This is a genomic window from Pseudodesulfovibrio sp. 7M6 (genome assembly GCF_050058625.1).
Taxonomy (GTDB): Bacteria; Desulfobacterota; Desulfovibrionia; order Desulfovibrionales; family Desulfovibrionaceae; genus Pseudodesulfovibrio; species Pseudodesulfovibrio salinus.
Window position 1 is genome coordinate 3,449,057 of sequence record NZ_CP188816.1, and the last position, 24,011, is coordinate 3,473,067.

The 24,011-nt window shown below is 60.4% G+C and carries 25 protein-coding genes; 10 read left to right on the forward strand and 15 right to left on the reverse strand.

Going from position 1 to position 24,011, the window contains the following annotated elements; translation table 11 throughout:
• Positions 1–25 precede the first annotated feature (25 nt).
• From tolQ to ACI0FG_RS16195, 6 genes are all read left to right on the forward strand, one after another.
• A complete protein-coding gene (gene tolQ, locus ACI0FG_RS16170) occupies positions 26–733 on the forward strand; it encodes a protein TolQ (RefSeq protein WP_419786039.1) in 708 nt (235 codons plus the stop codon).
• 2 nt (positions 734–735) lie between these two features.
• The gene (gene tolR, locus ACI0FG_RS16175) at positions 736–1,149 is read left to right on the forward strand and encodes a protein TolR (RefSeq protein ID WP_419786040.1); all 414 of its coding nucleotides are present in this window, start codon (positions 736–738) and stop codon (positions 1,147–1,149) included.
• 9 nt (positions 1,150–1,158) lie between these two features.
• Positions 1,159–2,631 carry a hypothetical protein gene (locus ACI0FG_RS16180; protein WP_419786041.1) on the forward strand — a complete coding sequence of 491 codons (1,473 nt, stop codon included), beginning with the start codon at positions 1,159–1,161 and terminating at the stop codon, positions 2,629–2,631.
• Positions 2,632–2,716: 85 nt separating this feature from the next.
• Positions 2,717–5,947: a PAS domain-containing sensor histidine kinase gene (locus ACI0FG_RS16185; protein ID WP_419786042.1), complete on the forward strand. Its 3,231-nt coding sequence runs from the start codon at positions 2,717–2,719 to the stop codon at positions 5,945–5,947.
• 4 nt (positions 5,948–5,951) lie between these two features.
• Positions 5,952–6,617: a response regulator gene (locus tag ACI0FG_RS16190; RefSeq protein WP_419786043.1), complete on the forward strand. Its 666-nt coding sequence runs from the start codon at positions 5,952–5,954 to the stop codon at positions 6,615–6,617.
• A 131-nt stretch (positions 6,618–6,748) separates the two neighbouring features.
• Positions 6,749–8,554 (forward strand): methyl-accepting chemotaxis protein, encoded by a 1,806-nt coding sequence (locus tag ACI0FG_RS16195; RefSeq protein WP_419786044.1) that lies wholly within the window; start codon positions 6,749–6,751, stop codon positions 8,552–8,554.
• 86 nt (positions 8,555–8,640) lie between these two features.
• Here the strand turns inward: ACI0FG_RS16195 and ACI0FG_RS16200 are convergent, their stop codons facing one another.
• The 3 genes from ACI0FG_RS16200 to ACI0FG_RS16210 form a co-directional block, all read right to left on the reverse strand.
• Complete coding sequence (locus ACI0FG_RS16200) at positions 8,641–9,006, reverse strand: Hsp20/alpha crystallin family protein (RefSeq protein ID WP_419786045.1); 366 nt, start codon at positions 9,004–9,006, stop codon at positions 8,641–8,643.
• Between the two features lie 13 nt (positions 9,007–9,019).
• Positions 9,020–9,433 carry an Hsp20/alpha crystallin family protein gene (locus tag ACI0FG_RS16205; protein WP_419786046.1) on the reverse strand — a complete coding sequence of 138 codons (414 nt, stop codon included), beginning with the start codon at positions 9,431–9,433 and terminating at the stop codon, positions 9,020–9,022.
• 133 nt (positions 9,434–9,566) lie between these two features.
• Positions 9,567–9,755 (reverse strand): Trm112 family protein, encoded by a 189-nt coding sequence (locus tag ACI0FG_RS16210; RefSeq protein ID WP_419786047.1) that lies wholly within the window; start codon positions 9,753–9,755, stop codon positions 9,567–9,569.
• Here ACI0FG_RS16210 and ACI0FG_RS16215 point away from each other — a divergent pair.
• Positions 9,754–10,758 (forward strand): PHP domain-containing protein, encoded by a 1,005-nt coding sequence (locus ACI0FG_RS16215; RefSeq protein ID WP_419786048.1) that lies wholly within the window; start codon positions 9,754–9,756, stop codon positions 10,756–10,758. The two genes, ACI0FG_RS16210 and ACI0FG_RS16215, sit on opposite strands and share 2 nt — an antisense overlap.
• A gap of 60 nt (positions 10,759–10,818) precedes the next feature.
• Here ACI0FG_RS16215 and corA read toward each other — a convergent pair whose 3' ends face one another.
• Complete coding sequence (corA, locus tag ACI0FG_RS16220; RefSeq protein ID WP_419786049.1) at positions 10,819–11,868, reverse strand: magnesium/cobalt transporter CorA; 1,050 nt, start codon at positions 11,866–11,868, stop codon at positions 10,819–10,821.
• 101 nt (positions 11,869–11,969) lie between these two features.
• Between corA and ACI0FG_RS16225 the strand changes: the two genes are divergently transcribed.
• Positions 11,970–12,803, forward strand: a complete 834-nt coding sequence (locus ACI0FG_RS16225; RefSeq protein ID WP_419786050.1) for a mechanosensitive ion channel domain-containing protein — start codon at positions 11,970–11,972, stop codon at positions 12,801–12,803.
• A gap of 30 nt (positions 12,804–12,833) precedes the next feature.
• Here the strand turns inward: ACI0FG_RS16225 and ACI0FG_RS16230 are convergent, their stop codons facing one another.
• The 6 genes from ACI0FG_RS16230 to ACI0FG_RS16255 all read right to left on the reverse strand — a co-directional run bounded on the left by ACI0FG_RS16230 (position 12,834) and on the right by ACI0FG_RS16255 (position 18,284).
• Complete coding sequence (locus ACI0FG_RS16230; RefSeq protein WP_419786051.1) at positions 12,834–13,919, reverse strand: acyltransferase family protein; 1,086 nt, start codon at positions 13,917–13,919, stop codon at positions 12,834–12,836.
• A gap of 83 nt (positions 13,920–14,002) precedes the next feature.
• Positions 14,003–14,275, reverse strand: a complete 273-nt coding sequence (locus tag ACI0FG_RS16235; RefSeq protein ID WP_419786052.1) for a hypothetical protein — start codon at positions 14,273–14,275, stop codon at positions 14,003–14,005.
• Between the two features lie 14 nt (positions 14,276–14,289).
• Positions 14,290–14,865: a GNAT family N-acetyltransferase gene (locus ACI0FG_RS16240; protein WP_419786054.1), complete on the reverse strand. Its 576-nt coding sequence runs from the start codon at positions 14,863–14,865 to the stop codon at positions 14,290–14,292.
• Between the two features lie 13 nt (positions 14,866–14,878).
• Entirely contained in the window at positions 14,879–15,151 is a 273-nt protein-coding gene (locus ACI0FG_RS16245) for a hypothetical protein (protein ID WP_419788406.1), read from the reverse strand.
• 271 nt (positions 15,152–15,422) lie between these two features.
• Positions 15,423–16,814, reverse strand: coding sequence for a sigma-54 dependent transcriptional regulator (locus tag ACI0FG_RS16250; RefSeq protein WP_419786055.1), 1,392 nt, complete (start codon positions 16,812–16,814; stop codon positions 15,423–15,425).
• 105 nt (positions 16,815–16,919) lie between these two features.
• Positions 16,920–18,284, reverse strand: a complete 1,365-nt coding sequence (locus tag ACI0FG_RS16255; RefSeq protein WP_419786056.1) for a PLP-dependent aminotransferase family protein — start codon at positions 18,282–18,284, stop codon at positions 16,920–16,922.
• A 123-nt stretch (positions 18,285–18,407) separates the two neighbouring features.
• On the opposite strand from ACI0FG_RS16255, the gene ACI0FG_RS16260 reads away from it, so the two are divergent.
• Positions 18,408–18,998, forward strand: coding sequence for a LysE family translocator (locus ACI0FG_RS16260; RefSeq protein WP_419786057.1), 591 nt, complete (start codon positions 18,408–18,410; stop codon positions 18,996–18,998).
• Positions 18,999–19,219: 221 nt separating this feature from the next.
• Here the strand turns inward: ACI0FG_RS16260 and ACI0FG_RS16265 are convergent, their stop codons facing one another.
• Positions 19,220–20,203, reverse strand: a complete 984-nt coding sequence (locus tag ACI0FG_RS16265; RefSeq protein WP_419786058.1) for an arsenic resistance protein — start codon at positions 20,201–20,203, stop codon at positions 19,220–19,222.
• Positions 20,204–20,219: 16 nt separating this feature from the next.
• On the reverse strand, positions 20,220–20,441 hold the full coding sequence (locus ACI0FG_RS16270) for a hypothetical protein (RefSeq protein WP_419786059.1): 222 nt from the start codon (positions 20,439–20,441) through the stop codon (positions 20,220–20,222).
• Positions 20,442–20,539: 98 nt separating this feature from the next.
• Here ACI0FG_RS16270 and ACI0FG_RS16275 point away from each other — a divergent pair, with 98 nt between their 5' ends.
• Complete coding sequence (locus ACI0FG_RS16275) at positions 20,540–21,199, forward strand: Crp/Fnr family transcriptional regulator (protein ID WP_419786060.1); 660 nt, start codon at positions 20,540–20,542, stop codon at positions 21,197–21,199.
• Between the two features lie 643 nt (positions 21,200–21,842).
• Here ACI0FG_RS16275 and ACI0FG_RS16280 read toward each other — a convergent pair.
• From ACI0FG_RS16280 to ACI0FG_RS16290, 3 genes are read right to left on the reverse strand one after another with little or no spacing between them, the layout of a single operon-like run.
• Positions 21,843–22,490 carry a TPM domain-containing protein gene (locus ACI0FG_RS16280; protein ID WP_419786061.1) on the reverse strand — a complete coding sequence of 216 codons (648 nt, stop codon included), beginning with the start codon at positions 22,488–22,490 and terminating at the stop codon, positions 21,843–21,845.
• 17 nt (positions 22,491–22,507) lie between these two features.
• Positions 22,508–23,326: a TPM domain-containing protein gene (locus tag ACI0FG_RS16285; RefSeq protein ID WP_419786062.1), complete on the reverse strand. Its 819-nt coding sequence runs from the start codon at positions 23,324–23,326 to the stop codon at positions 22,508–22,510.
• A 1-nt stretch (position 23,327) separates the two neighbouring features.
• Positions 23,328–23,924, reverse strand: coding sequence for a LemA family protein (locus ACI0FG_RS16290; RefSeq protein ID WP_419786063.1), 597 nt, complete (start codon positions 23,922–23,924; stop codon positions 23,328–23,330).
• Between the last annotated feature and the right edge of the window lie 87 nt (positions 23,925–24,011).

The window sequence follows — 24,011 nt, forward strand, 5'->3', positions numbered from 1 at the left end:
GCAACCCTATCGAGGTAATAACCCCATGAGTTTACTGCCTGACAACAACATCGTGTCGCTGATTTCGGGCGCGACCCTGGCCGTGAAGCTGGTGATGCTTTTCCTCGGCTGCATGTCCCTGTGGAGCTGGACCATCATCTTCTATAAATTCTTCACCATCGGCTCGGCTCGCAAGAAGGTGATGCAAGGCTACGATTCCTTCATGGAGGCCCCGGACCTGAGCCAGGGCATCCGCCAGCTGGGCGACAGGGAAAGCTCCCCGCTCGGCCGGGTGGCCACGCTGGCCGTGCACGAATTCCGACTGCTGGAAAAGGCGGACGTCAACCGCGAGCGCAAACGGCTGCTGGTCAAGGACACCCTGCGCCGCGTGCTTCGGCAGGGCGTTTCCAAGGAAATGCGCAATCTGACCCGCAATCTGCCGTTCCTTGCCACCTGTGCAAACGCGGCCCCGTTTATCGGCCTGTTCGGCACGGTCTGGGGCATCATGCACTCCTTCCATTCCATCGGGCAGGCCCAGTCCGCAGCCCTCGCCACCGTGGCCCCCGGTATTTCCGAAGCGCTCATCGCCACGGCCATCGGCCTGCTGGTCGCCATCCCGGCCACGATTTTCTACAACTACTTTCTGGGCAAGCTCAACGAGGTGGAGACCGGCATGGTCGATTTCGCCGGAGCGTTCCTCAACCGGGCCGAACGGGAGATCGCCTGGACCGGCAAGGGCGGGGACAGGAGCTAGCTATGGCCATCAAGACCGGCGGCGGTTTTCTGAACGAAATCAACGTCACGCCCTTTGTGGACGTGATGCTGGTGCTGCTGATCATCTTCATGGTCACGGCTCCGCTCATGACCCAGGGAGTGGAGGTGGACCTGCCCGTAACCAAGACGGTGCGGAACCTGCCGCAGGACTCCGAACATCTGGTGCTGACCGTCAAGAAGGACGGGACCATCTATCTGGATGAATACGCGGTGCAGCCGGACCAGCTGACGGAGCATCTGAAGCAACTGGTCTCCAAGCAGAAGAAGCAGCTTTTCCTGCGCGCGGACAAGGAAGTCGCCTATGGCCTGGTGGTCCGGGTCATGGGCGACGTCAAGGCGGCGGGCATTGACCGACTCGGCATTGTAGCCGAGCCGGACAAGGACAAAAAGAAATAGGCAGTTGTCATGACCAAAGGGTACGCTAGCTGGCTCCTCGCCTACTATGTTCATCTGCTCCTGGCGGCAGTGCTCATCTGGTACGTCCAGCCCAAGCCCCTTCTCATAGAGCCGCTCCTGAAGGTGGACCTGACCATGATGGAGGAACCGGAATCGGTCATCGTCATGCCCCCGCCAGCGCCTCCGCCGCCACCGCCCGAGTGCGAACAGGTACCGGCCCCGCCCGAAGCGCCTGCCGAGGCCGCGCCCCTGCCCATGGACAAGACCCTGGTGCTGACGGAAAAGGAACCGGCCGGAGCGCCGGCCGCCCCGGAAATTGAAGAACCAGAGCCTGCGGAGCCGGACGTCGAGACGATCAGTCCGGTGAAGGTCCCTGTTGAACTGCCCGAAAAGGAACGGGACAAGGGGGAAGACAAGGGAGACCGCATCGACGTGCGCAAGGGGGACATCATCGTCCACCGGGGGCATGAGGCCCGCTTTGGCCGGACCATGATGGCCGACTATTTCTCCTATTCCGCCAGCGAATTTTCCGGCCAGTTCACCACGCGCGACAACCGGACCGTAACCATCATCGACGCCCGCAACACCGAGTACGGCCGATTCCTGATCTATGATTCCAAGAACAAGACCCTGCGCCGCCTCAAGGAATTCAGCAAGTACGTCTATACCATAGGCCCCTCCCTGGAGGCGGACGAGCCCGTCATCGGCGTCGTCACCTTTCTGGCCAAAAACGACCGCATCGAACGCTTCGTGCTGACCACGGACGACGACCGGTTCGCCCATTATCCGACCAAGATTCATGTGCGGGAGGACAATGTGACATTTGCCGCTCCCGCCGGGGAGTTGAAGGGAACCACCACCCTGCCGCCCGACGGGTCCGGCCACTTCGGCGTGGTCTTTTTGCCGGGAGCCTGCATCGCCCCGGGCATGGTTCAGGGCGTCACCCGCTCCCTGGCCTCGCGGGGGCTGGCCTCGCTGTTCATGCAAACGCGAGGCTGCAACGACGGAGAGACCCTTGCAGCACAAGACATCCTGGCGGAGGACGCCGCCGCCGGGCTTCGTTTCCTGTCCGACACCCCCCGGCTCAAGGATGGCAGAATCGGGCTGTGGGGCAACGGCCCCGGCGCTCCCGTAGCGCTGGCCGCCGTGGACAAAAACGGCGCCCGGCCGGACTTTCTGGTCTGTCTGCTCAACGACGAGATCAGCCCGGCCGCCTTGCCCGGCCCGAAACGGCTGCGGCGTCTGAACATGCCGGTTCTCTGGATCATCACCGGGCAAAAGACCCGGGAGTGGCGCCCCTTCATAACAATGTTGGAAAAGTTGCGGGACCAAGCCAAACGCCCCTTCACCATCGTCATCTCCCCCAGGGCCGGAAGCCGGGAAATCAACAACGCCAAGTCGGACCTTTCCCACTGGGTTGAACAGGTGGCTGAGGATCACGCAAAGCTGGCGACTTCCTGGATAAAAAGTTTGAAACGATGACCCGCTTTTCTTTAAGCAGCCCTTGGGCTACGGTCTCCGATAGGGCAGGAGTCATGTTATCAACCGCAACCGGCCAGTGGATACGATGAGCACCGATGAGGAGCTTTCGCTCCAACAGGAAATTCGCGACCTGGAATCCAACCCCAGTCTGTTCAGGCAGTGCCTGAACACTACAGGCGTGGCCATGGCCGTACGCGGCGTGGACCTCAAGCCCCTTATCTTCAACAAGGCTTTCCTGCGCTACTACGGCTATACCAGGGAGGAAATTCTCAAGTCCGGCCCGGAGCAGACCCTGCCGGACGAGACTCTGCAACTCTACAAGGAGAAGGTCCTTCCCCTGATTCTGGCTGGAAAGAGCTGGGAGGGGGAGTACGTCATCCGAAACAAGACCGGCAGGCGGTTGCCGGTATGGGGCCGGTTCGACCCGGTTGTGGACCAGTCCGGCAAGCTCACCCAGGTCATATCCTCCATGCGCGACGTGTCCGAGGCCCGTCGGCTGCGCAATGCCCTGACCCATGCCGAGAGGCATCTCCATTTTCTGGCCGAAAACATCTCGGACTGCCTGTTCCGGCTACGGCTGACAGATGGGCGTTACGACTATATAAGTCCGGCCGTGACGGCGATGACCGGTCATCCCATGCAGGCGTTCTACGACACGCCCCGCTTCCTCAAGACGCTGGCGCCCGTCGAATGGCGCCCGACGCTCTCGGACTGGTGGCAGGAGTATCTGGCCGGTACAGTCCAGGAGGAATACAATTTCCCGATTTACGCCAACAACGGCGAAATCAAGTGGCTCAGCCAGCGGATATCTCTCGTGCGCGACGAGGACGGTATTCCCGTCGCCATAGAAGGCGTACTCACCGACATCACTGCCAGGCGAGAGGCCGAATCCGAACTGGCCGCAGCCAGGGAAAGCCTCAACTTCATCCGCAAGTCCACCAGCGACATATTCTTCCGGATGCGTGTTCCCGAAGGGACCTATGACTACCTGAGTCCTTCCGTGGAACGAGTGACGGGCTACTCCATGGAGGAATTCCGGGACAACCCCTTGTTCGCCGTGCAGGGCATGGAAAAAGAATGGCTGGACTATTTCCAGGAATGCTGGGCGGAAATCCTGCGCGGACAAATCCGCCCGGTGTATGAATTCAAATATAGACGCAGGTCCGGCGAGATCATCTGGCTGCGTCAGCGCATTGTCCTGGTCACCCACCCGGATGGCAGCCCCAAGGCCATAGAGGGCCTTGCCTCGGACGTGACCCAGCAGAAGCTGGCCGAAGAGGCCATCAGGGAAAGCGAGCGCAAATACAGGCTCCTGGCGGAAAACATCACCGATGTTGTCTGGACCCAGGATAACGAGATGAACTTCGTCTACACCACGCCTTCGGTTGAAGAGCTCTGGGGCTATACCCTGGAGGAGCTGAGGGTGATAGGCGAAAAGTCCTTGTTCACAGAGCGTTCCCGCGAGCTGGTGGAGGCCATGCGCGAGAAACGGCGCAACATGGAAGCGCAGGGACAGTATGATTTCACCACCAGAACCGAGATGGAGCTGGTGAGAAAGGACGGCTCCGTGGTCTGGACCGATGTCGTCATCAGCCGCCTCCTCAACGTGGAGGGGGAGCCGACGGGTTATCTCGGCGTGGCCCGCGACATTTCCGAACGCAAGATAGCGGAAAACGCGCTTCAGGCGAGTGAACGCCGGTTCCGCGACCTGTTTGAAGACTCGCCCATATCACTCTGGGAGGAGGACCTCACTCGTCTGAAAACTTTTTTCGATCAGCTCAAGGCCTCGGGCGTCACCGATTTCCGAGAGTATTTTGCGACACACCCGGAGGGACTAACCAAGTGCGCCGCCCTGGTGGATGTGGTGGACGTCAACAAGGCCACCCTGGAGATGCTTGGCGCCTCCAGCCGTGAGAATTTGCTGGGCAACCTGGATCAGGTACTGACGGAAAGCGCAATGGAGGCCTTCACCGAGGAAATGGTCCTGCTGGCATCAGGCATCTACGAATACCGGGGCGAGATCACCCACCGCACCTTCAAGGGTGATATCATCTGGGTGGCCGTACACTTCGCAGTGCCGCCCGAATATAGGGAGAGCCTGGCCCGCGTCATCGTCTCGCTCATCGACGTCACCCCTCGAAAACGGGTGGAACAGGCGCTCAAGGAATCCGAAGGCCGCTACCGGGCACTGGTGGAAAACGCCCAGGAAGGCGTGCTGGTCGCCCTGGACGGCAAGCCCGTATTCATCAACGAGGCCATTACTCACATCCTCGGCTACACCCTGGAGGAACTGAAGGGCATCGACCCACTTTCCATCATCCTGGCCGAAGACCGCCACCTCCACCACCCGCTCGGTCCAGGAAGGTTGCCCTCCCCCAAGGGGAACAGCGTCATCTGCCGGATAACGCCCCGCGATGGCGGGCTGAAATGGATAGCCATCTCACTCAAGCCCATCATGTGGAGCGGACGAAAGGCGGAGCTGGTGATCATTACCGACATCACCGCACACAAATCCCTGGAGGCCGAACTTCGGGCCATCCACGCCAGGATGGAGGAACGGATCGCCCAGCGCACGGCGGAACTCTCGCGCGCAAACCTCAAGCTCAAACAGGAAGTGGCCGAAAGGGAAAGGGCGCAGGAGCAGATTCTCTCCCTGACCAAGGACATCATCCGCGTGCAGGAGGACGAGCGGCAACGCATCGCCCGCGACCTGCACGACAACGTGGCCCAGGACCTCTCCTCCATAGTACTCAAGCTGAAAACGCTCTTTGACGGGCACGAGGGACTGGCCCCGGAACTCCACCAGCGGGGAGAATCCGCGGCCAGGGTGGTCAAGAAGACCGTGGCAGACGTCCGGTCCATCGCCTACGGCCTGCATCCCCCGGCGCTGGAGCAGCTCGGCCTGGTCCGCGCCCTGGAAAACTACTGCCAGGAGACCGCGAGGCGGACAGGCCTTCTCATTGACTTTTTCTCAGCCGGGATGGAAGGTGGGAACCTGGAAAGCGATACGGAAATCAATATGTACCGTATGTTGCAGGAAGCCATCAACAATGTGGTCAAGCACGCGGACGCCAGCAAGGTGACCGTGCGGGCGGTGAGAAGCCACCCGGATATCATCCTCCGCATCGAGGACAACGGGCGGGGTTTCGACCTGAATACACGATTGCCCGAAGCAACGGAAGAGAACCGCATGGGGGTCCGCAGCATGGAAGAACGGGCCCGTCTGGTGGGCGGCTCCATGGAAATTCAATCCCTGGTAGGCAAGGGAACGCGGGTCATCTTCACTATCCCGCTTGAACGAGAAAGGAGGCAATAGGCGCATGGACATCATCATTGTCGACGACCACCCACTGTTCAGGGAAGGCCTCAAGGCCATCATCAGCCGTGACGCCCAGTATACCGTTGTCGCCGAGGCGGGCAACGGAACCGAAGGGCTGCGGCTCGGCCGCAAGCACATGCCCGATATCATGCTGGTGGACATCTCCATGCCCGGCAAAAACGGCATCCAGATGATCCGCGAGCTCAAGGAAGCCCTGCCCCGAACCCGCTTCATCATTATTTCAATGCACTCGGAGACCGACTATATCGTCGAGGCCTTCCGCTCCGGCGCGGCGGGCTATCTGATAAAGGAGTCGGCAGCCGAAAATCTGATACGCGGGCTGGAAACGGTAGCCAAAGGAGATCTCTTCCTGGACAGCGCCCTCTCCCAGGAGGTGGTCTTCAAACTGATGCAGACCAAGCCCGGCAGCCTGAGCGACGACCTCGAGCCATACTCCACCCTCACCGCGAGGGAACAGGAAGTCATGCGCCACCTTGCCGAAGGACTGTCCACCAAGGACGTGGCGGGCAAGCTCTTCATCAGCCCAAAGACCGTGGAAAACCACCGCACCAACCTGATGAAGAAACTGGGCCTGCAAAGCACCGTGGAGTTGATCCGCTACGCCGCGCGGCTTGGACTCATTGACCTGGAGACCTGGGCCATCTGACGGGGCCGTCTACTTCCTATAGAAAACACTTGCTCTTTGATCATAGTTATTATTAATTTTTTCTTCACGATGCAGCCGTGTTCCCGGTGCCTCCGGTCCACAATTCACACACTGCTGTCGAAGAGGTTATCATGCTGAAAAACGTCAGTCTCAAATGGAAGGTTCTCGGCCTCGCCCTGACAGGGCCGCTGGTCATAGCCATTGTTCTCGCGGTCCAGCAGGTCATGCAGATCAAGCAGAGTGCCGAAGAGGACATCATCCGGCAGAGCAAGGCCGTACTGCTCATGGCAGAGGCCGCCCGCGACGAGATGTCCAAGAAGCTGACCATGGGCGTCATCAAACCCTTTGACCAGTTCGACTCCAGAGGCAGTCTCCTTGAGGCCGTTCCCATCATCACGGCCATCAACATGGCCAAGCTCAAAGCCGAACAGCTGGACTACACCTTCCGGGTTCCCAAGGTATCGCCCCGCAATGCGGAGAACACGCCGACCAAGCTGGAACTGTCCATCCTGAACGAAATGAAGAAGGGGGACCTTGATGAAAAGGTCCTCATTGAGGACAACCAGATAAGATATTTCCGTCCCATCCGGCTGACCAAGGATTGCCTGTACTGCCACGGAGATCCGGCCGGGACCAAGGACCCGACCGGCGGCACCAAGGAAGGCTGGAAGGTGGGCGAGATCCACGGCGCATTTGAAATCATCGCCTCGCTGGAAACCGCGCACTCCAAAGTGTATCGTGCCGAACTTTATACCGCCGGAGAGACGCTGCTCTTCCTGCTGCTGCTCGCGGGCTGCATCACCTTCCTGGTCAAGGTCGGCGTGGTCGGCCCCCTGTTCCGCATCCGCGGCTATGCCGAGGCCGTGGCCCACGGCGACCTGGACGCCAAGCCCGAAGGCTCCTTTGCCGCCGAGCTCAAGGTCGTCAAGGAAGCCATCGAATCCATGGTGGCCAACCTCAAGGCCAAGATGACGGAGGCCGCCCAGAAGAAGGAAGAGGCGGAACGCGCCCAGTCTCAGGCAGAAACCGCCATGGACGAGGCCAAGACGCAGGAAGCCAAGGCCAAGGAACTGCTCTCCACCATGAAGCGCATCGCCAACGAGTCGCAGATCATCGCCGAGCAGGTAACCAGCGCTGCGGACGAGCTTTCGTCCCAGTCCGACCAGGTGAGCAAAGGTGCCGACGTACAGCGCGACCGCACTACTCAGACCGCCACGGCCATGGAAGAAATGAACGCCACGGTTCTGGAAGTTGCGCGCAACTCCTCCAGCTCCGCCGAATCCGCATCCAAGGCCAGAGAGCGCGCCCAGGAAGGCGCCACCGTGGTCTCCCGGGCCATCGAGGCCATCGGCCAGGTCAATGCCCTCACGACCACCCTCAAGCAGAGCATGGGCCAGCTGGGCGAGCAGACCAAGGATATCGGCCAGATCATGAATGTCATCGAGGACATCGCGGACCAGACCAACCTGCTGGCGCTCAATGCGGCCATCGAGGCCGCCCGCGCGGGCGAAGCGGGCCGGGGATTCGCCGTGGTGGCCGACGAAGTGCGCAAACTGGCCGAAAAGACCATGAGCGCCACCAAGGAAGTTGGCACCGCCATACAGGCCATTCAGACAGTGACCGCCGACAATATCAAGAGCGTGGACACCGCGGCCGAGGCCGTGGATCAGGCAACGGAGCTGGCCAATCAGTCCGGCGAGGCCCTGGACCAGATCGTGGAGTTCTCCGACGACACCTCGGGCCAGGTCCAGTCCATTGCCACCGCTGCCGAGGAACAGTCCGCAGCCAGCGAGGAAATCAACCGGGCCGTGGAGGACATCAACCAGATCGCAAACGAGACCGCCGAGGGCATGAACCAGGCGGCCGAGGCCATTGCCGAACTGGCCCGCCTCTCCAACGAACTGCGCAAGCTCATCGAGGAGATGAACCGGCAGTAGCACTCTCCGAACGAATACAACGAAAGCCCCCCGGTTCCCATGGAGCCGGGGGGCTTTTTCAATGTGATGTAAGGCTTGTTTGTCCGTTATCCCGCCTGGATCTCGATCCGCTTGGGCTGTACCTTTACGACCTTTGGCAGGAACAGTTCCAGCACGCCGTTTTCCAGATTGGCCTTGATCCTGTCGCGGTCCACGATGTCCGTAATGGAAATGGAACGGACATATTCGCTGTCGCCGAACTGCATCTCCACAAAGTGTTCGCCTTCGGACTGACCCAGCCGGGAGAGCCCGGTCACGGTCAACTCGTCTTCCTGCAGGTCAATGGTCATGTCCTGCCGTTTTACGCCGGGCAGGTCGATATAGATGTAGAATCCGTCCTCGCGTTCCAGAATATCGGTAGCGGGCCGATAGCGCGGAACATTCCGTTCTTCCTTCTTGGTAATCTCACTCATTTCCGCACCTCCCTTACGCAATTTCGATGTTGATGGAACGGGGTTTGACTTCTTCGGCCTTGGGCAGGGTCACCGTGAGCACTCCCTCGTTCATGGAGGCTGTCACCTTGTCCCGGTCTACCGGCACCCCGATGTTGATAACCCTGTTGAAAACACCGCTCGGACGTTCCTGGCGATAATATTTGCCCTGGGGGGCATTTCGTTCGCCCTTGAGCACCAGGGTTTTGTCCGTCAGGGTCAGATCAATGTCTTCGATGTTTACCCCGGGCAGTTCGGCTCGCACGTATATGGCCTCATCGTCGTTGCTCAAATTGAGCGGAGGATAGGCGAAACGCCGGTCGTCGCCCATGGGGGACCTGAAAAATTCCTGAAACATCCGGTCGAACCGGGAAGGGAAATTGTAGAGCGTATTGAAATCAATAACCATGATTCAGTCCTCCTTTTCGCTTTCGTAAACGAAAAATAGGCACCCTTTTCTTTCAGTCAAGCCCACCTGTGGAAAAAAATCTCCGCACCCGAAAAACGGATGCGGAGTACAAATTACCCTATCGCGTTTGCGACTACTTCGAACCGGTCCAGTCCTTGTCGGGAACAGCCTGATCAACCAGCATGATCGGGATGTCGTCACGCACGGGGTAGACGACCTTGCACGCGGAGCAGGCCAGCCCGTCCCCGGCAGGTGTTTCCGCCACCGATCCCTTGCATTTCGGACAAGCCAATATTTCAACAAGTTCCTTTTTGAGCGCCATGGCATCCTCCTTACATGCCGGATATTACACGGGCGTCCCTCCGCAGGCAACCGGCGCGGCCAAGGTGTATCGAGCCACCGGCTTTACCTGCGCAGCCATCCCGGCTAGAATGGATGATACAACCAAAAACAAGCAGGAAACCATGAGCATTGATCTGCATACCCACTCCACGGCTTCGGACGGCACTGTAAGCCCCACCGAACTTATCCGGCAGGCAAAGGACATTGGCCTGGACGCCATCGCCCTGACCGACCATGACACCATCCAGGGAATTCCCGAGGCCCTGGCCGCAGGGCGCGAGCTTGGCATGGAAGTCATCCCCGGCTGTGAACTGAGCCTGGAATCTCCGGAGGGCGCGGGCTGGATGCACGTGGTCGCGCTGTGGGTTCCCGAGAACCCCGTGGAATTGCAGGCGGCGTTCGACTGGGTCATTGAGGGACGCAGAACCCGCAACCACGAGATCGTCGAAAAACTCCGCAGCCTGGGCGTGAACACCACCTATGAACGTATCGCGGCACGCGCCGGAGGCACGGTAGGCCGCCCCCACTTTGCCCAGGAGCTCCTGGCGCTGGGCGTAGTCTCGTCCATCGACGAAGCCTTCAAGGTCTGGCTGGGCGACAACGGCCGGGCATATGTGCCCAAGCGCAAGCTCAAGCCGGAAAAGGCGCTGGGCATCCTGCGCGATATCGGTGCCACGTCAATTCTGGCCCACCCCTTTGCCCTTGAACTCAACAACGCCAAGACGGAAGAACTGGTCCATGACCTCATGGGCTACGGACTGGAAGGCATAGAGGTATACTACACCGAGCACAGCCAGGCTCAAACCGATGCATACAGGGGCATCGCCGAACGCCTCGGCCTGCTTGTGAGCGGCGGCTCGGACTATCACGGCACGGTCAAGCCCGCCATCAGCCTCGGCAAGGGCCGGGGCGGCCTCAACGTGCCCACCGAACTGCTGGACAGGATGAAGGAACACCGGCGCCAAAAAGGACTGCCGGTCTAGGGCACGCGCCGCCTGGACACGACAGGCGCCCACCGGCCCCAGCGGCAGCGCGGACAACGGCTACAGGTATTTCTTGCGCTTGAAGTACAGGAACATCCCCACGCCGACCACGCCCATCAGCACCATGACCGCGTGATATCCGTATCGCCACGACAGTTCCGGCATGTTCTGAAAGTTCATGCCGTACACTCCGGCGATGAACGTGAGCGGGATGAAGATGGTCGCGGTCACGGTGAGCAACTGCATGACCTTGTTGGTGCGGATGCTGATCAGGGAAATCTGGAAGTCGATCATTGACTTGAGGATGTCATGCAGGGAGATCACGCCTTCGAGGGTCTGCTCATGGTGCCCGGCGGTATCCTGGATAAAGGGCATGACGTCATCCGGAATCTCGGCATCGTCGCGCATCAGCGCCTTGAATATTTCCCGCTCCGGCATGAGGGCATTGCGGGCCAGGATTATTTCGCGCTTGAGTTCGTAAAGCTCGCCCAGCATCTCGTCCGAGAGGGCATTCATCAGCCGGTTCTCCAGATCCTGGGCCAAGTCGCCGATGGTAACCAGCGCCAGGGTATGGCTGTCCACCAGGGCATCCAGAATGGCGGCCATCATGTACGTCGCGTCCGCCTTGCGAATTCGCCCCCGCCCCTGCCGCAGGCGGGATAGCACACCGTCCAGCAACCCGCTCTCCCGCTCCAGAAAGACCACCACCAGCCCTTCCCGCCAGAGCATGGAGACCTGCTCGTTGACCACGCGGCCGTCCACCACCATCACGTGGCGCATGACCACAAACCCCGTGTTTTCATCCGCCCAGGCCATGATCGGCCGCTGCCCGGTGTTCAGCACGTCCTCCACATACAGGGGAGGTAGGTCCAGCCCGACAGCCAGTTGCTTGATCAGCTCAGGCTCGTGCACGCCCGTGACCACCAGCAGGTTCATTCGGCCGGAATCAGGTCTGAAAGAGGTCCCCTGCTCCAAATGCTCGTCCAGGGTTTCGGCATTGTAGGCCCAGTGCCGGATGGACGGCTTGAAAGAGCGCTCCTCCCCGGCATAGATCAACGTGCCGGGAGCCGCGTCCAACTTCAGAAGATTCCAGCGTAGAAAATCGAACATCATCTCCTCCTCGGTCGGCCCGAATGCAAACAAGAGGCCTTTATTGCCTCCTTCTTACACCGGTGTTAGATTACCTGTCTATGGAGCCTGTGGAGAACATCATGATCGAATGGCTGAGTAATCCGTATGTCCGCAAAGGATTGGAGAGCCTCCTTGCCCTTGCCGTAATCCTTATACTGGCCAAGGGAGCGGTCTCCTTTTCCGCCAAGAATGGCCGCAAGGCCGCCGAGACCCCCTTTGCCATCAAGTATGCGGCCGTCTTCTTCATAGCCCTCTCCCTGGTCTTCATCTGGCTGGAGAGCCTGGGGCCGATCATCACGGCCCTGACCCTGCTGGCCACGGCCCTGACCCTGGTTGCCAAGGAACTCATCCTCAACTTCATCGGCTCGTTCGTCATCTTCTGGCGAGAGCTGTTCACCATTGGCGACAGGGTGCGCGTGGGCGAAGTGTCCGGCGACGTCATCGACAAGGGTGTGCTCTACTTCACCCTGCTGGAAACCGGCGAATCGGGCCTTTCCGGGCACAGCACCGGCCGCCTCATCAAGGTGCCGAACGCCCTGACCCTGACCCAGCCCGTCATCAACGCCACGCGCGGCGCAGGCTATGTGTGGAATGAGATAGGACTGGCCGTCACCCGCGAAAGCGACCGGGAAAAGGCCCGGACCATGCTGATAGAGGCCGTGGAGAAATACTACGCAAGCCAATCCGTGGATCTGGAGCGAATTCGCCGCATCTTCGAACAGCGGCGCGTGTTCTTCAAGGAACTGACCCCGCGTGTCTACCTGGATGTGACCACACGGGGCTATCTGCTCACCCTGCGCTACCTCTGCCGCTCCCGCCTTGCGCGCGAGAGCCGGGACGTCATCCTCACAACTTTTATCAACCGCCTGCCCGACTCGGGCGTGGAACTTGCCGACGAACAGCCCGCCGCCTAGTTCGGACGCGGCCGAATCTTTCCGGAAAGCTCACACCCCGTCCTTGGACACCCCCACCGACACAAGCACCGGTTCGGCGGCAACGGGCAGTGCTGGACGCAGCCGCAGGCCGCGCCGCACACGCGGCCAGGCGCGGTTGAAGGCCAGGTGGATCAGGACGGCGCCGGCCAGAGTGGCAACCAATATATGCCACCCCACCGGCTCCTCCATGTATTTTTCAAATATGGCTATTGCCGTGAGATGCAGCAGATAGAACGGATAGCTCAGCTTGCCAGCCGCCCTGTCCCATGAAGTATGCCGCAGCGCCCGGAAGATGAAGGGCATGGAAAGCAGCGCGGCCAGGGGCAGGAAGAACGGCTCTAAATCCCCATCCACATCATTGGCCACCAGGGTCAGCCCGGCCAGCACCACGAGCAGGAACCAATCCAGGGCGGACGAATCCTTCGGGAGAAACTTATGCACGCGGTAGGCCAGTATGCCGCTGCCGAAAAGCCAGAATTCCGCCGGGAAAAATCGGGTGGCAAAGGCCACACCGTAGAGCGGCCCGAAATATAGCCAGAGCTTAAGGCCCAGGCTGGCCGCAACCAGCAGGATGAGGGCCTTTGTCCGCAGCCGGACCAGAAAGGGAGCCAGGATATAAAAGAGCACCTCAAGCGAGAGGGACCACGCCTGGACCAGCGGCAGCTGACGCCAGATAGCGGTACGGGTGTCCGCAACAAAATGCAGGGTGCCGTCCGTTGCCCGGCCTATGCAGAAGAACAGTTCCTGCCCGGTGAGCGTCAGCCAGCTCCACAGGGAGAGCAGCACCGCGGCCGGATCGGCCAGAAATGCCCGGAAATGCTTCAGGTCGGTGTAGGGATGAATATCCAGGGCCAGCAGCAGGGAAAGGCTGACAACCAGGGCAAAGATGTACTGGGGGTACAGGCTGAGAAACCGGCCGCGATAGAAGGAACGGGGCGAAGCATAGGCCGTATCCAGGATCAGGGCCATGTAGAAGCCGGAGATGGCGAAAAAGGTCAGCACCGCCTCATGGCCGTCCACAATGGACAGGTCCTCGAACACCGGAAAGTGCGAGTTGAATACGGCCAGGGCCAGCAGCAGACGGTAAAATCCCATACTGTCGTCCTCTTTCGCCCACGGTGACGGGCAGGCGCCTCTAAAGGGGGAGGCCTGCCGCCACAATCAGAATCGGGGCCGGATTACCAGTCTTCGTCTCTCTCGTAATCCAGTTCGTCTTCAAGCGTGTATTTGCGCACCTTGATGCGCAAATCGTCTTCTTCCTCGGTGACGAGGCCCTCAACGGTAACCCAACGGTCGATGTACCCCACAAGGTCCTTGCCGTTGTCGTCGTGTTCGATGAGGAATTCCTCTTCGCCATCCACCAGGAGGATCACGCCGGAAGCAGATTCCTCTTCATAGTCAAGGGGAAGAAGCTGTCCGAAAAGTGAGTCCTCATATACATCCAGGGCCATGTCGCCTCCGTTGGTTATTGATAATTGGGGTCGTCATCGGCCGACAGGTCCAGCCGATAGACAACGCCACCATCCAAAGGAATAAAATGTTTGTGGAACCGCTCCTCACGCTCGAACTCGTTCGACTCGTAGAAGCTTCGCGCTCCGGCAAACGCCTTGTCTCCGCCGGTCTCCAGAAAGATGCCACCCTTCCCGCTGCCGATGCGCCTGCGCATCTCGGCCACCAGGGCGGAGCCGATGCCCAGCCGCTGGAATTCCGGGCTCACGGCAATGCCGTACAGCTCATGGTTGCCCGCCCAGCCCTCTATGGGCCCGTAGCAGACAAAACCGATCACTTTGCAGTCGGTTCCGGCGGTCTTGGCCAAAATAAAGGTGTGCGGCTCTTCGCCTTCGCCATAAGCGCTGTCCCAGGCCATATCCTCCGCCGCCATCATGGCGTCGGAAGTGAAAAGCCCGCTTGATCCGGCCAGGGCCAGTACAGCGTCCACCTCATCGGGACGGATACCTCTGACGATGTGCACCTCCGGCAGAGCGGTCGAAGAAGTGTCTTCCTCGGCCATGGGTGCCTGAGATTGTTCCATTGCGTTCATGTGTGTGCTCGGTTCAGGGTTGATCAACCTTTTCATTGGCAAGAGGAGAGACACTCTCGACGTGGATGGTCTCCACATCGCCGACACGGTCAACGGTGCCGGTGAGTCTCACCTCGGCCCTCTCCAGGGTCCGCAACTCAGGGAAGGATTCCAGATTTCCGACTCGCACCTCGCGCTCGCCAAGACAGGCGATAAGAATGCCCGTCACGCGAAACTGGTCGTCCCACTGGGAGGGGACAACCATCCCACGGATGGTTTCTCTGGACAAAACGCCGGTGTCGGTCATCTGCTTCACATTGGTCTCCTTGCCTTAGCCGCGCAGCACAAAGCATGGGGCGTGCCAATCGATAACAGCCTCAAATAACAGGACTACTCTTTATTTTGGGAAATCATAGTCGGAATTTAAAATTCCGATTCAGGAGGCGGGAACCATCTCAAGCGATAAAAACGGGGGTTGATTTGTTATTAAGCGGAATAATGCATGGAATTAAACTAAATAATTTAGAGTTGTTATAAAAAAATAAGAACAGATAGTTCTTGTTTTATCAAAAACGGAATTATGAGTTCTTAAAATTTTTCCGCTGCAATCCGTGCCGACGCATCAACTTGTTCAATTGCCGGGGCGTAATGCCCGCCCGCTCGGCGGTCTGCTTGATGCAGCCATTGCACTGCTCCAGCAGCATGGAAAGGTATTGCGTCTCGAACTTGTCCACCGCGATCTGTCGCGCCTCCTTGAGCGGCAACCCCGTCTTTACGGGCGAGGTCATCACCCCGCCGTGGGAGGCCAGGAGGTCCGGCGGAAAACTCTCGGGCTGCAAGATTTCCCCGGTCTCCAGGATGCACGCCCGCTCGATGACGTTCTCCAGCTCGCGCACGTTGCCGGGCCAGTCATATTCCAGCAGCGTGTCCAACACCTGGGGATGGATGCCCTTGATCTCCGTATTCAGCAGTCCGTTGAACTGGCTGATGAACCGCTCCGAGATGCGCGGCAGGTCTTCCAGCCGCTCGCGCAGGGAGGGGATGCGGACCGGGAACACATTAAGCCGATAAAACAGATCGCGCCGAAACCGCCCCTGCTCGCACAGCTCGGCCATGTTTTCATTGGTTGCCGCTATGATACGGACATCCACGTTGATGTCCGCCTCGCCGCCCACGCGCTGGATTCGCCGCTCCTGAATGACGTTCAGCAGCTTGACCTGTACGGACTGGCTCACCGTGCCGATCTCGTCCAGAAAGATCGTCCCCCCGTGGGCCAGCTCGAACTTGCCCAGCTTGCGCCGCACCGCGCCGGTAAACGCGCCTTTTTCGTGGCCGAAGAGTTCGCTCTCCACCAAAGTGTCGGGGATGGCTCCGCAGTGTACACTGATGAACGGCTTGTCCTTGCGGTTGCTGTGGGCGTGGATCAACTTGGCGATCAGGCTCTTGCCCGTGCCTGTCTCGCCCGTCAGCAGGACCGTGGTCCGCGTTCCCGCCACCTGCCGGATCTTGACGAACACATCGCGCATCGCCTTGCTGCGCGTGTCCACATAGTCCAGGGAATCCTCGTTCCAGAACTGGCCGCGCAGATAATCGAGTTCGGACTGGAGCACATCCGTAACGCGCGCCCGGTCCACCACAAGGTCCAGTTCCTTCTTCTGAATGGGATGCGTGAGGTACCCGAACGCCCCGGCCTTGACCGCGTCCACGGCCAGCCCGGTCCTGCTCTCGTCCGCCATCACCACCACTGCGGCCGACGGATAGTGCCGACGCAATACCGCCAGCCCTCCAGCCACGAAGGCGTGGCCCTCCAACAGCTGCTCCACGTCCACAAACAGCGTGTCCACCTCCCGGTCCTCGCCGGGCTCAGGCGACTCCGCCGTCCGCGTATGCGTATTGCCGTCCTGTTCCAGCAGACGGCCGATTTCCGCCGCCCGTTCGCTGTTCTGCGTAATGATGACCACTCTGCGCATCAGAACCCCTCTCTCCGACTTTCCTACTGTCCCCCGACCGGTCCGACAACTGAAAAATGGTGGTCCAAGGCCGAAATGCGCACAGGGAAAACGGCTGAAGCCAGCCTATGGTTTCCCGCTCAGAATATCCGCAAGAATATGCAGGCCTAGCTTGAAGTTGGCAAGGTCGTTCTCCCCGGTGAGCGAGATGCGAGCGGCATTGGGCGGTTTGGTCTCGCCGACGGCGAACTTCTGGGCGCCGAAGGTGTTGACGCCATGTTGCCGCGCCCGGGTCTCGAAGGCCTGGCCGGTCCATGGCGCGGGCAGGTCAAGCCAGAGATAATAGGAGCCGCTCTTGCCCCGAAAACGGAGATTTTCAAAGGCGTTGCAGGCTAGCATGTAGCGCCGGGCTGCCTCGGCCCGCTTGGTTTCCATGGTCCGGTCCGCCGTGCCGTCGATAATCCAGGCGGTCGCGAGTTCGGCATTGAGCGGGGGTGCCATCCAGATGGTATTAAGCACGCTTTCGGCCAGGGGTTTGAGGAATTGGCGCGGCGCGGCGATGAAGGCGACACGCAGCCCGGCGGCCACGGACTTGGAAAGCCCGGCGATAAAGGCGGTACGCTCTGGAGCCAATGCGGCCACAGGCGGATGGGCCACGGGCACTGTAAGCGCGTAGGCATCGTCCTCGATGATCGTCAGGTCATGCTTTCGCGCCAGTGCCGCCAGAGCCTCGCGTCGGGCCGCTGGCATGGTCACAGTGGTCGGGTTATGCACGCCGGGGATAAGGTAGACCGCTTTAATGGTGTCACGTCGGCAGGCGGCGTCCAGACTCTCCGGCACCATGCCCTGGTCGTCCATGGCAATGGGCACGATGCGGATGCCGAGCATGGCGGCCAAGGTCTTTATCCCGGGATAGGTCAGCGCGTCGGCCGCCACGCGGTCGCCGGGCCGGAGCAGGCCTGTAAGGCAACAAGTCAGCGCGTGCTGGGAGCCGGCACAGACAATCATGTCGGCGGCAGTGGCCTGCATTCCGTAGCGACCCGCCCACTGGGCCCCGGCCTCGCGGTGCTCCAACAGGCCGCGCGGGTCGGTATAGCGCAACAGCGCATTAGGCGCCTTGCGCCGGGCAATGCGGCGAAACCCTTCGCTCAGGTCCGGGTCCAGACTGCTCAGCGGCGAAGCCAAGGCCATATCGATGGTCCCGGGCGCGGCCGGTTCAAAGGCGACCATGGCCGTGGCCGTGGCGGCATCGGCTGCCACAAAGGTACCGCGCCCCACTGTTGCCGAGACAAGCCCCCTGTTTTCCGCCTCGCGATAGCCGCGCGTCACGGTGGAGACGTTGAGTCCCAACCCGTCGGCCAGCTCGCGGTGCGTGGGTAGCCGGGTGCCGGGCGGCAATGCGCCGGAAGCCACATCGCGCTCGATGGCGTCGGCCAGGGCCTGATAGAGCGGCCGGTCCTCCCTGTCCAGGTGCGGCAAATATATTGTCATGCGTACAATACTTTCATTGACCCCACACAATGTCAACCGTACACGCAATAGTCAGAGGTCCGGGCAGGGGCCGGAGGCGGTCTCCGGAACGGATGCCGGGCATGAATCGTAAGAGGTGGCAGAATGCACGACGGGTATTTGGCTTTTGTATTATTCGTGATCGTCATGACCGGGACACCGGGCGCGGGGAACCTTTCGATGATGGCGCTGGGCCAGCGGTTCGGGTTCCGGGCCGCGTTGCCTTTTCTGGCAGGGACCACAGTGGGCGCGCTTTCGCTGAATTTGCTGGTGGGGTTGGGACTCGGCGGACTGCTGCTCGCCTCGCCCCAGGCGGCATGGTTGCTACGAATGGTAGGCATGGCCTACATTCTCTATCTGGCGTGGAAGATCATCACCATGCGCGTCGGCCCGGCCGGTAACGGAGACCGCCTGACCTTTGTACAGGGGCTGTTCCTGCATCCGACCAACCCGAAAAGCTGGGCCATGTCCGTGGTCGGCTTCAGCCAGCTGGCCGATACAGGCTGGCCCTTCTCCATCCGGCTGGTCGTGTTCGTGCTCACTTTCCTGATCTTCCAGGTCTCGGCCCACAGCCTGTGGGGGCTGGCCGGAGCTTCGCTCATGCGCGCATTTTCCTCACCCCGGACCAGTCTCGCCGTCACCGGCTGTCTGGCCGCCGCCATGGTCGGAGCTACGGCGTATGCGTTGTTCCTGTGAGGAAGGAAGAAAGGGAAGAAGGATAGGATGCCGCCCGGGGCGGCGATGATGGGTGATTTCGCCTCCGGCGGCTCAAGGGCTATGGCCCTTGAGAATCCTCTCAATGGAAATTAACTTCGGGAAATGGGGTGCAGGGGTGCGAGCCCCTGCCCGCCGGAGGCGAAATCACCCATCAAATCCCGCCGCAGGCGGCGCCACTCCTGCCTCTCTGCCTTTATTATTCACGCCTTCACAGGCGCACCCTCCCGCTCCAGTCCGAAGACGCGGGGCGTAAACCGGACATACCATGCGGCGGACTGAACCTGGACGATATAGGCCATGGCGATGACCAGGGCGGCATCCTCTCCTTGCGCGCCAAAGGCGTTGATGGCGATGGCCAGGGCAATGGACAGGTTGCGCATCACCGAGCCATAGACCAGGGCGATGGCGTCCCCGCGCGGCAGAAGCAGCTTGCCCGTCACGGTGCTGAGCAGATAGTTCATGCCGTAGAGCAGAAGCAGCGGAATGAGGATATCCACCAACACCTCGGGCGCGGCCGCAATGGTCTTGGCCTTGAGCGCAAGGGCCACGAATACGATGCCGAGCACACCGAGGGTGGAAAGCGGCGGAAACCGAGGGCCGATCAGTTTTTGGAAGTCGGACTGGCCGTACTTCTTCACCAAAACGCGCTGGGTGGCGTAGCCCAGGACCATGGGTAGGAACACGATAAACAGGATCTGCTTGAACACGGCCATGAGATTGATCTCTATGGTCGCGCCCAGCATGGCTTTGACGTAGAACGGCGTGGCCAGTGAGCCGATGACCAATCCGATGACCGTCATCTTGACCGCGGCGGACATGTTGCCCTTGGCAAACCCGGTCCAGGAGATGGTCATGCCGCTGGTGGGCACCAGTCCGGCCAGCAGCAGCCCCAGCGCCATGTAGGGCCGATCTCCGAAAAAGGCCATGCCCGCCCCAAGGGCCAGGAACGGAATTATCCCGAAGTTTATCAGCTGCGTCAGCACCTGCGCCTTACCATCGCCGCCCTCGAGAACCTTGCGTACTTTCAGCGTCACCATCATGGGATAGACCATCAGGAACGTGAACGGGACGATCAAATTTTTGAGCCACGTGGCATCGGCCGCCATGCCGTAGACGAATCCGGCCACCATCATCACCGGGATGGCCACGATCAGATTGGACGAAATTTTTCTAAATATTCCCATGAATGCCTCCTCCGGCCTAGTCGTCTCCGGACGTACCCATCTCGGTGGCGCGGCATTCCGGGTCGGAACAACAAGGCGCCTCACCATCGCGGTACACAACCACACCGCTCTCCACCGGTTCGGCTATGAACCGCCTGGAACAATCCGAGCAATTGACGTAAAAGGGTCGATAGTCGCCGTGGGTCTCCACGGCCTGCGGGCCTGAACAATACGGGCACCGTACGTTGATGGTCGACATGGCTATCTCCTTTGATTTGACCCTACTTTGGCCCAAAGGCGCACGGCGCACATTGATTTCGATCAACAGCCGCAACTTTTTTGAAAATGTGAGTCGAAATGGAAAAAACCGACCTGCGGAACGCTATCCGCGACCTCCCGCTCTTCGCCTCGCTGGCCCCGCTCCAGCTCGACAGGCTGGCCGAACACGCTGTAGTTACCCGCATCCCAAAGAAGGCCATGTTCTTCACGGAGGATCACGCCGCCCGGGGGCTGCACGTCCTGCTCTCCGGCAAGGTCAAGCTCTTCAAGGTCTCGGAGGAAGGCAAGGAACAAACCATCTTCGTCTTCGGCCCCGGCGAGCCCTTCTGTCTCTGCTCCTCCTTTTCCGACGGCCGCCTGCCCGCCAACCTCGGCGCGCTGGAAGACAGCGAAGTCCTCTACATAGCCCCAACCCAATACGAAGCCATGGTGCGCGAAGACCCGTCCATCCTGCTGAATATGATGCGGGTTATGGCCCGACGCCTCAAAGAGGCCATGGACATGATAGATTCCCTGTCGCTCAAGCAGATACCATCCCGACTCGCCGCCTACTTCCTCAGCCGACACAACAACGGACTGGTCGCGCTCGATATCTCCTACCGCGAACTAGCCAAAATCATCGGCGTCACGCCCGAAGCCCTCTCCCGCGCGCTGCGCAAAATGAACGAAGACGGAGTGCTCGCCGTAGATGGAAATGAAGTGACAATCCTGGATGAGACCGCGCTGGCAGCATATTAGGAATGCCTCCGGCGGCCCCTTCGGGGAGACCAGGGCGCTGCCCTGGACCTGCTTAAGGCCGAGGGCCTTAAGAATCCCATTTCCGCTTTCGCGGGGGCGTAGCCTTGCAGGACTGCTCATGCCTGCCGGGGCGGACAGTTTCGTCCTTCCGTGCCGGGTAACGGTTTGCGCCGAAAAAAGCGGGCCAGTGTAGGTGCTTCTTACCGTCACACCGACAGCCGCTTTTTTCGGCGCAAACCGGGAGGTTTTTTTAATAGGGAAAAGACAAACGGAATCTGTAAAAAAGATCAGCCTCTGTCCCTTTCTCAACCCGCCGCCCTGACGAGTCTTTCAAGCTCATCCCGCTCCCACAGACGGTGGGGCTACTGTCCGTGAAGATTTGAGGAGCGCGTTTTTCGTCCCGGCAGGGCGAAAAGCGCGCTCCTCAAATCTTCACGGACGCCACACAGCCGGTACCCGCCAAGCCGTCAGTCAACCAACTCCAGCCCCTCAGACTCCTACCCCGCGCAGCGGCGAAAGGGATCCCCTTGGCAGGTCCAGGGCAGCGCCCTGGCCGTCGGAGACGCCCCACCGGCGAGGTGCGGCCCCGCTGGCAAGCGCCGCTGGCGGCCTCCTCTCCCCCCCAAAAAAGGGAGGCGACCCCCTATTGGTGGGAGTCGCCTTCTATGATGAGATTGGGAAGTTCGTCGGTATCGTCCGGCTTGATTGGAAAATGGCGGGTGATGAGTTCGCCGCACCGTTCAACGCCTTTGCACAGGGCTCGGCCCGGGCTGCCGGACTGGATGCCGGCGGTGACCATTTCCACGACCTCCTGCCAGACTTCGGGATTGACCTTGTCGTTGATCCCTTTGTCGGCCAGCACCTGAACCATGCGTTCGTAGACCGAGACATAGATGATGATGCCGGTCATATCGCGAGTGCGATGCAGACCATTGGCGTGAAAGGAAGTGATGGCCGCTTCCTCGACTTCGTCACGCATCTCGGCCTTGGTGATGAAGGGCCGCCGCAGGCGCGGATACATCATGAACAGACGGGAGATCAGAATATAGAACGGCAGGAACAGGGCCAGGAAAACCCACATATCGTCTCGGCCGAGGAGCAGACTAAGGCCAAGTGCTCCAACGATGCCGATGATAAGCCCGGCCAGATGCGCGGCGCGCGGATAGTCATAACTGGTGGAGGCGATGACCGGAACGATCTCGCCGGAGGTCCGGGACTCCACGTCCTGGACACACTTGATGAGCCGGTCCTGTTCGTTCCGGGTCAGGAATTGTTGTGCGGGTGTACTCATTGTCTTGTCCATTAGGGTTACCAACCGCCGGAGGCCCCGCCTCCGCCGAATCCGCCGCCACCAAAGCCTCCAAAACCGCCTCCGCCGCCAAAGCCGCCACCTCCTCCGAACCCGCCGCCGCGCGGGCCGCCGAGCAGGCTGAGGAAGAACAGGGTCGCGGCAGTTGAGCCGGCACCTCTGTGAAGGGTTCGATCAGTGACGGCCTCTCCGCCGGTAAGCGGGCTATAGCGCCGCCTGCGGCCAAAGAGTTCGGTCATGCCGATGATGAGGATCATGGGCACTACGATGAAGGGCAGAATACCGCCATGGGAACGACGTCGGCCGGACGCGGCCGGGGCCGTGTACTCGCCTCGTACCGCACCGGCAATGGCAGCCACGCCGTCAATAAATCCGGCGTCGAAGTCACCGGCGCGAAAGTGGGGGCCAATGATGTTCTTGATGATCTGTCCAGCCAGGATGTCGGTCAACACGCCTTCCAGACCGAAGCCGACTTCAATGCGGATACGGTGATCCGCCTTGCTGACGATGAGCAAAACGCCGTTGTCCGTGCCCTTGTGCCCGACCTTCCAGGCCTCGGCCACCTTGATGGAGAAGTCCTCGATGGACTCGCCATCCAGCGAGGGCACCGTCAGCACCGCCACCTGGGTGGAATCGGTGCGGTCCAGTTCTGCCAGCCGGTCTTCGATGGCGTCCTTGGCCTCGGCCGAGATCATGTGCGCCCGGTCCGTGACATAGCCGGTGAACGCAGGCACATCCAGCGCGCGGGCGGGCAACGCCGCCAGCAGGATGACCGCGCACAGGGCGGCTGGAGTCAGGACGCGTAACAGACGGGACATGTTAGGACGACGCTCCGAAGTTGACCTTAGGCGCGGTCTTTGCGCCGGGATCGGCCTGGTAGAATTCCTTGCGGTCCAGATGGAGCAGCACGGAGTTGGTCAGTGAGTTCGGGAACTTGCGGATGGAGAAGTTGAAAGCCTTGACCGCGTCATTGTAGCGCTTTCTGGCCACGGCTATGCGGTTTTCGGTTCCTTCCAGCTGGGTCTGCAAGCCAAGGAAATTCTGGTTGGCCCGGATTTCCGGGTAACGCTCCACCACGACCATCAGCCGGGACAGGGCCGAGGACAACTCGCCCTGCGCGGCCTGGAACTTGGCCAGCGCCTGCTTGTCGCCCAGGTTTTGGGGAGAAATTTTGGTCTGCGTTGCCTTGGCACGGGCTTCCACAACAGCCTGGAGCGTGTCCTTTTCATGCGCGGCGGCAGCCTTGACCGTTTCCACCAGATTCGGGATCAGGTCGGCCCGGCGCTGCAATACGGCTTCCAGGTTGCCCCAGGCCGCAAAGACTTCCTCCTCCTGCTGCTGCATGGAGTTATATCCGCATCCGGCCAGGGAAAGAACGGCCAGAAGGGAAAATATCATCAAAACGATGCGTTTCATGGTGTCACCATATCTAAATGTTGAAGGTTGGCACATGTGGAGAAGATGAGGCCCACCGAGAAAAAGTCAAGGTGGGCCGAAAAAATG

Excerpts from the sequence above, each read along its gene's own strand:
- tolQ (WP_419786039.1), top strand. The coding sequence starts at position 26 with ATGAGTTTACTGCCTGACAACAACATCGTGTCGCTGATTTCGGGCGCG.
- tolR (WP_419786040.1), top strand. The coding sequence starts at position 736 with ATGGCCATCAAGACCGGCGGCGGTTTTCTGAACGAAATCAACGTCACG.
- ACI0FG_RS16180 (WP_419786041.1), top strand. The coding sequence starts at position 1,159 with ATGACCAAAGGGTACGCTAGCTGGCTCCTCGCCTACTATGTTCATCTG.
- ACI0FG_RS16185 (WP_419786042.1), top strand. The coding sequence starts at position 2,717 with ATGAGCACCGATGAGGAGCTTTCGCTCCAACAGGAAATTCGCGACCTG.
- ACI0FG_RS16190 (WP_419786043.1), top strand. The coding sequence starts at position 5,952 with ATGGACATCATCATTGTCGACGACCACCCACTGTTCAGGGAAGGCCTC.
- ACI0FG_RS16195 (WP_419786044.1), top strand. The coding sequence starts at position 6,749 with ATGCTGAAAAACGTCAGTCTCAAATGGAAGGTTCTCGGCCTCGCCCTG.
- ACI0FG_RS16200 (WP_419786045.1), bottom strand. The coding sequence starts at position 9,006 with ATGAGTGAGATTACCAAGAAGGAAGAACGGAATGTTCCGCGCTATCGG.
- ACI0FG_RS16205 (WP_419786046.1), bottom strand. The coding sequence starts at position 9,433 with ATGGTTATTGATTTCAATACGCTCTACAATTTCCCTTCCCGGTTCGAC.
- ACI0FG_RS16215 (WP_419786048.1), top strand. The coding sequence starts at position 9,754 with ATGGCATCCTCCTTACATGCCGGATATTACACGGGCGTCCCTCCGCAG.
- ACI0FG_RS16210 (WP_419786047.1), bottom strand. The coding sequence starts at position 9,755 with ATGGCGCTCAAAAAGGAACTTGTTGAAATATTGGCTTGTCCGAAATGC.
- corA (WP_419786049.1), bottom strand. The coding sequence starts at position 11,868 with ATGTTCGATTTTCTACGCTGGAATCTTCTGAAGTTGGACGCGGCTCCC.
- ACI0FG_RS16225 (WP_419786050.1), top strand. The coding sequence starts at position 11,970 with ATGATCGAATGGCTGAGTAATCCGTATGTCCGCAAAGGATTGGAGAGC.
- ACI0FG_RS16230 (WP_419786051.1), bottom strand. The coding sequence starts at position 13,919 with ATGGGATTTTACCGTCTGCTGCTGGCCCTGGCCGTATTCAACTCGCAC.
- ACI0FG_RS16235 (WP_419786052.1), bottom strand. The coding sequence starts at position 14,275 with ATGGCCCTGGATGTATATGAGGACTCACTTTTCGGACAGCTTCTTCCC.
- ACI0FG_RS16240 (WP_419786054.1), bottom strand. The coding sequence starts at position 14,865 with ATGAACGCAATGGAACAATCTCAGGCACCCATGGCCGAGGAAGACACT.
- ACI0FG_RS16245 (WP_419788406.1), bottom strand. The coding sequence starts at position 15,151 with ATGACCGACACCGGCGTTTTGTCCAGAGAAACCATCCGTGGGATGGTT.
- ACI0FG_RS16250 (WP_419786055.1), bottom strand. The coding sequence starts at position 16,814 with ATGCGCAGAGTGGTCATCATTACGCAGAACAGCGAACGGGCGGCGGAA.
- ACI0FG_RS16255 (WP_419786056.1), bottom strand. The coding sequence starts at position 18,284 with ATGACAATATATTTGCCGCACCTGGACAGGGAGGACCGGCCGCTCTAT.
- ACI0FG_RS16260 (WP_419786057.1), top strand. The coding sequence starts at position 18,408 with ATGCACGACGGGTATTTGGCTTTTGTATTATTCGTGATCGTCATGACC.
- ACI0FG_RS16265 (WP_419786058.1), bottom strand. The coding sequence starts at position 20,203 with ATGGGAATATTTAGAAAAATTTCGTCCAATCTGATCGTGGCCATCCCG.
- ACI0FG_RS16270 (WP_419786059.1), bottom strand. The coding sequence starts at position 20,441 with ATGTCGACCATCAACGTACGGTGCCCGTATTGTTCAGGCCCGCAGGCC.
- ACI0FG_RS16275 (WP_419786060.1), top strand. The coding sequence starts at position 20,540 with ATGGAAAAAACCGACCTGCGGAACGCTATCCGCGACCTCCCGCTCTTC.
- ACI0FG_RS16280 (WP_419786061.1), bottom strand. The coding sequence starts at position 22,490 with ATGAGTACACCCGCACAACAATTCCTGACCCGGAACGAACAGGACCGG.
- ACI0FG_RS16285 (WP_419786062.1), bottom strand. The coding sequence starts at position 23,326 with ATGTCCCGTCTGTTACGCGTCCTGACTCCAGCCGCCCTGTGCGCGGTC.
- ACI0FG_RS16290 (WP_419786063.1), bottom strand. The coding sequence starts at position 23,924 with ATGAAACGCATCGTTTTGATGATATTTTCCCTTCTGGCCGTTCTTTCC.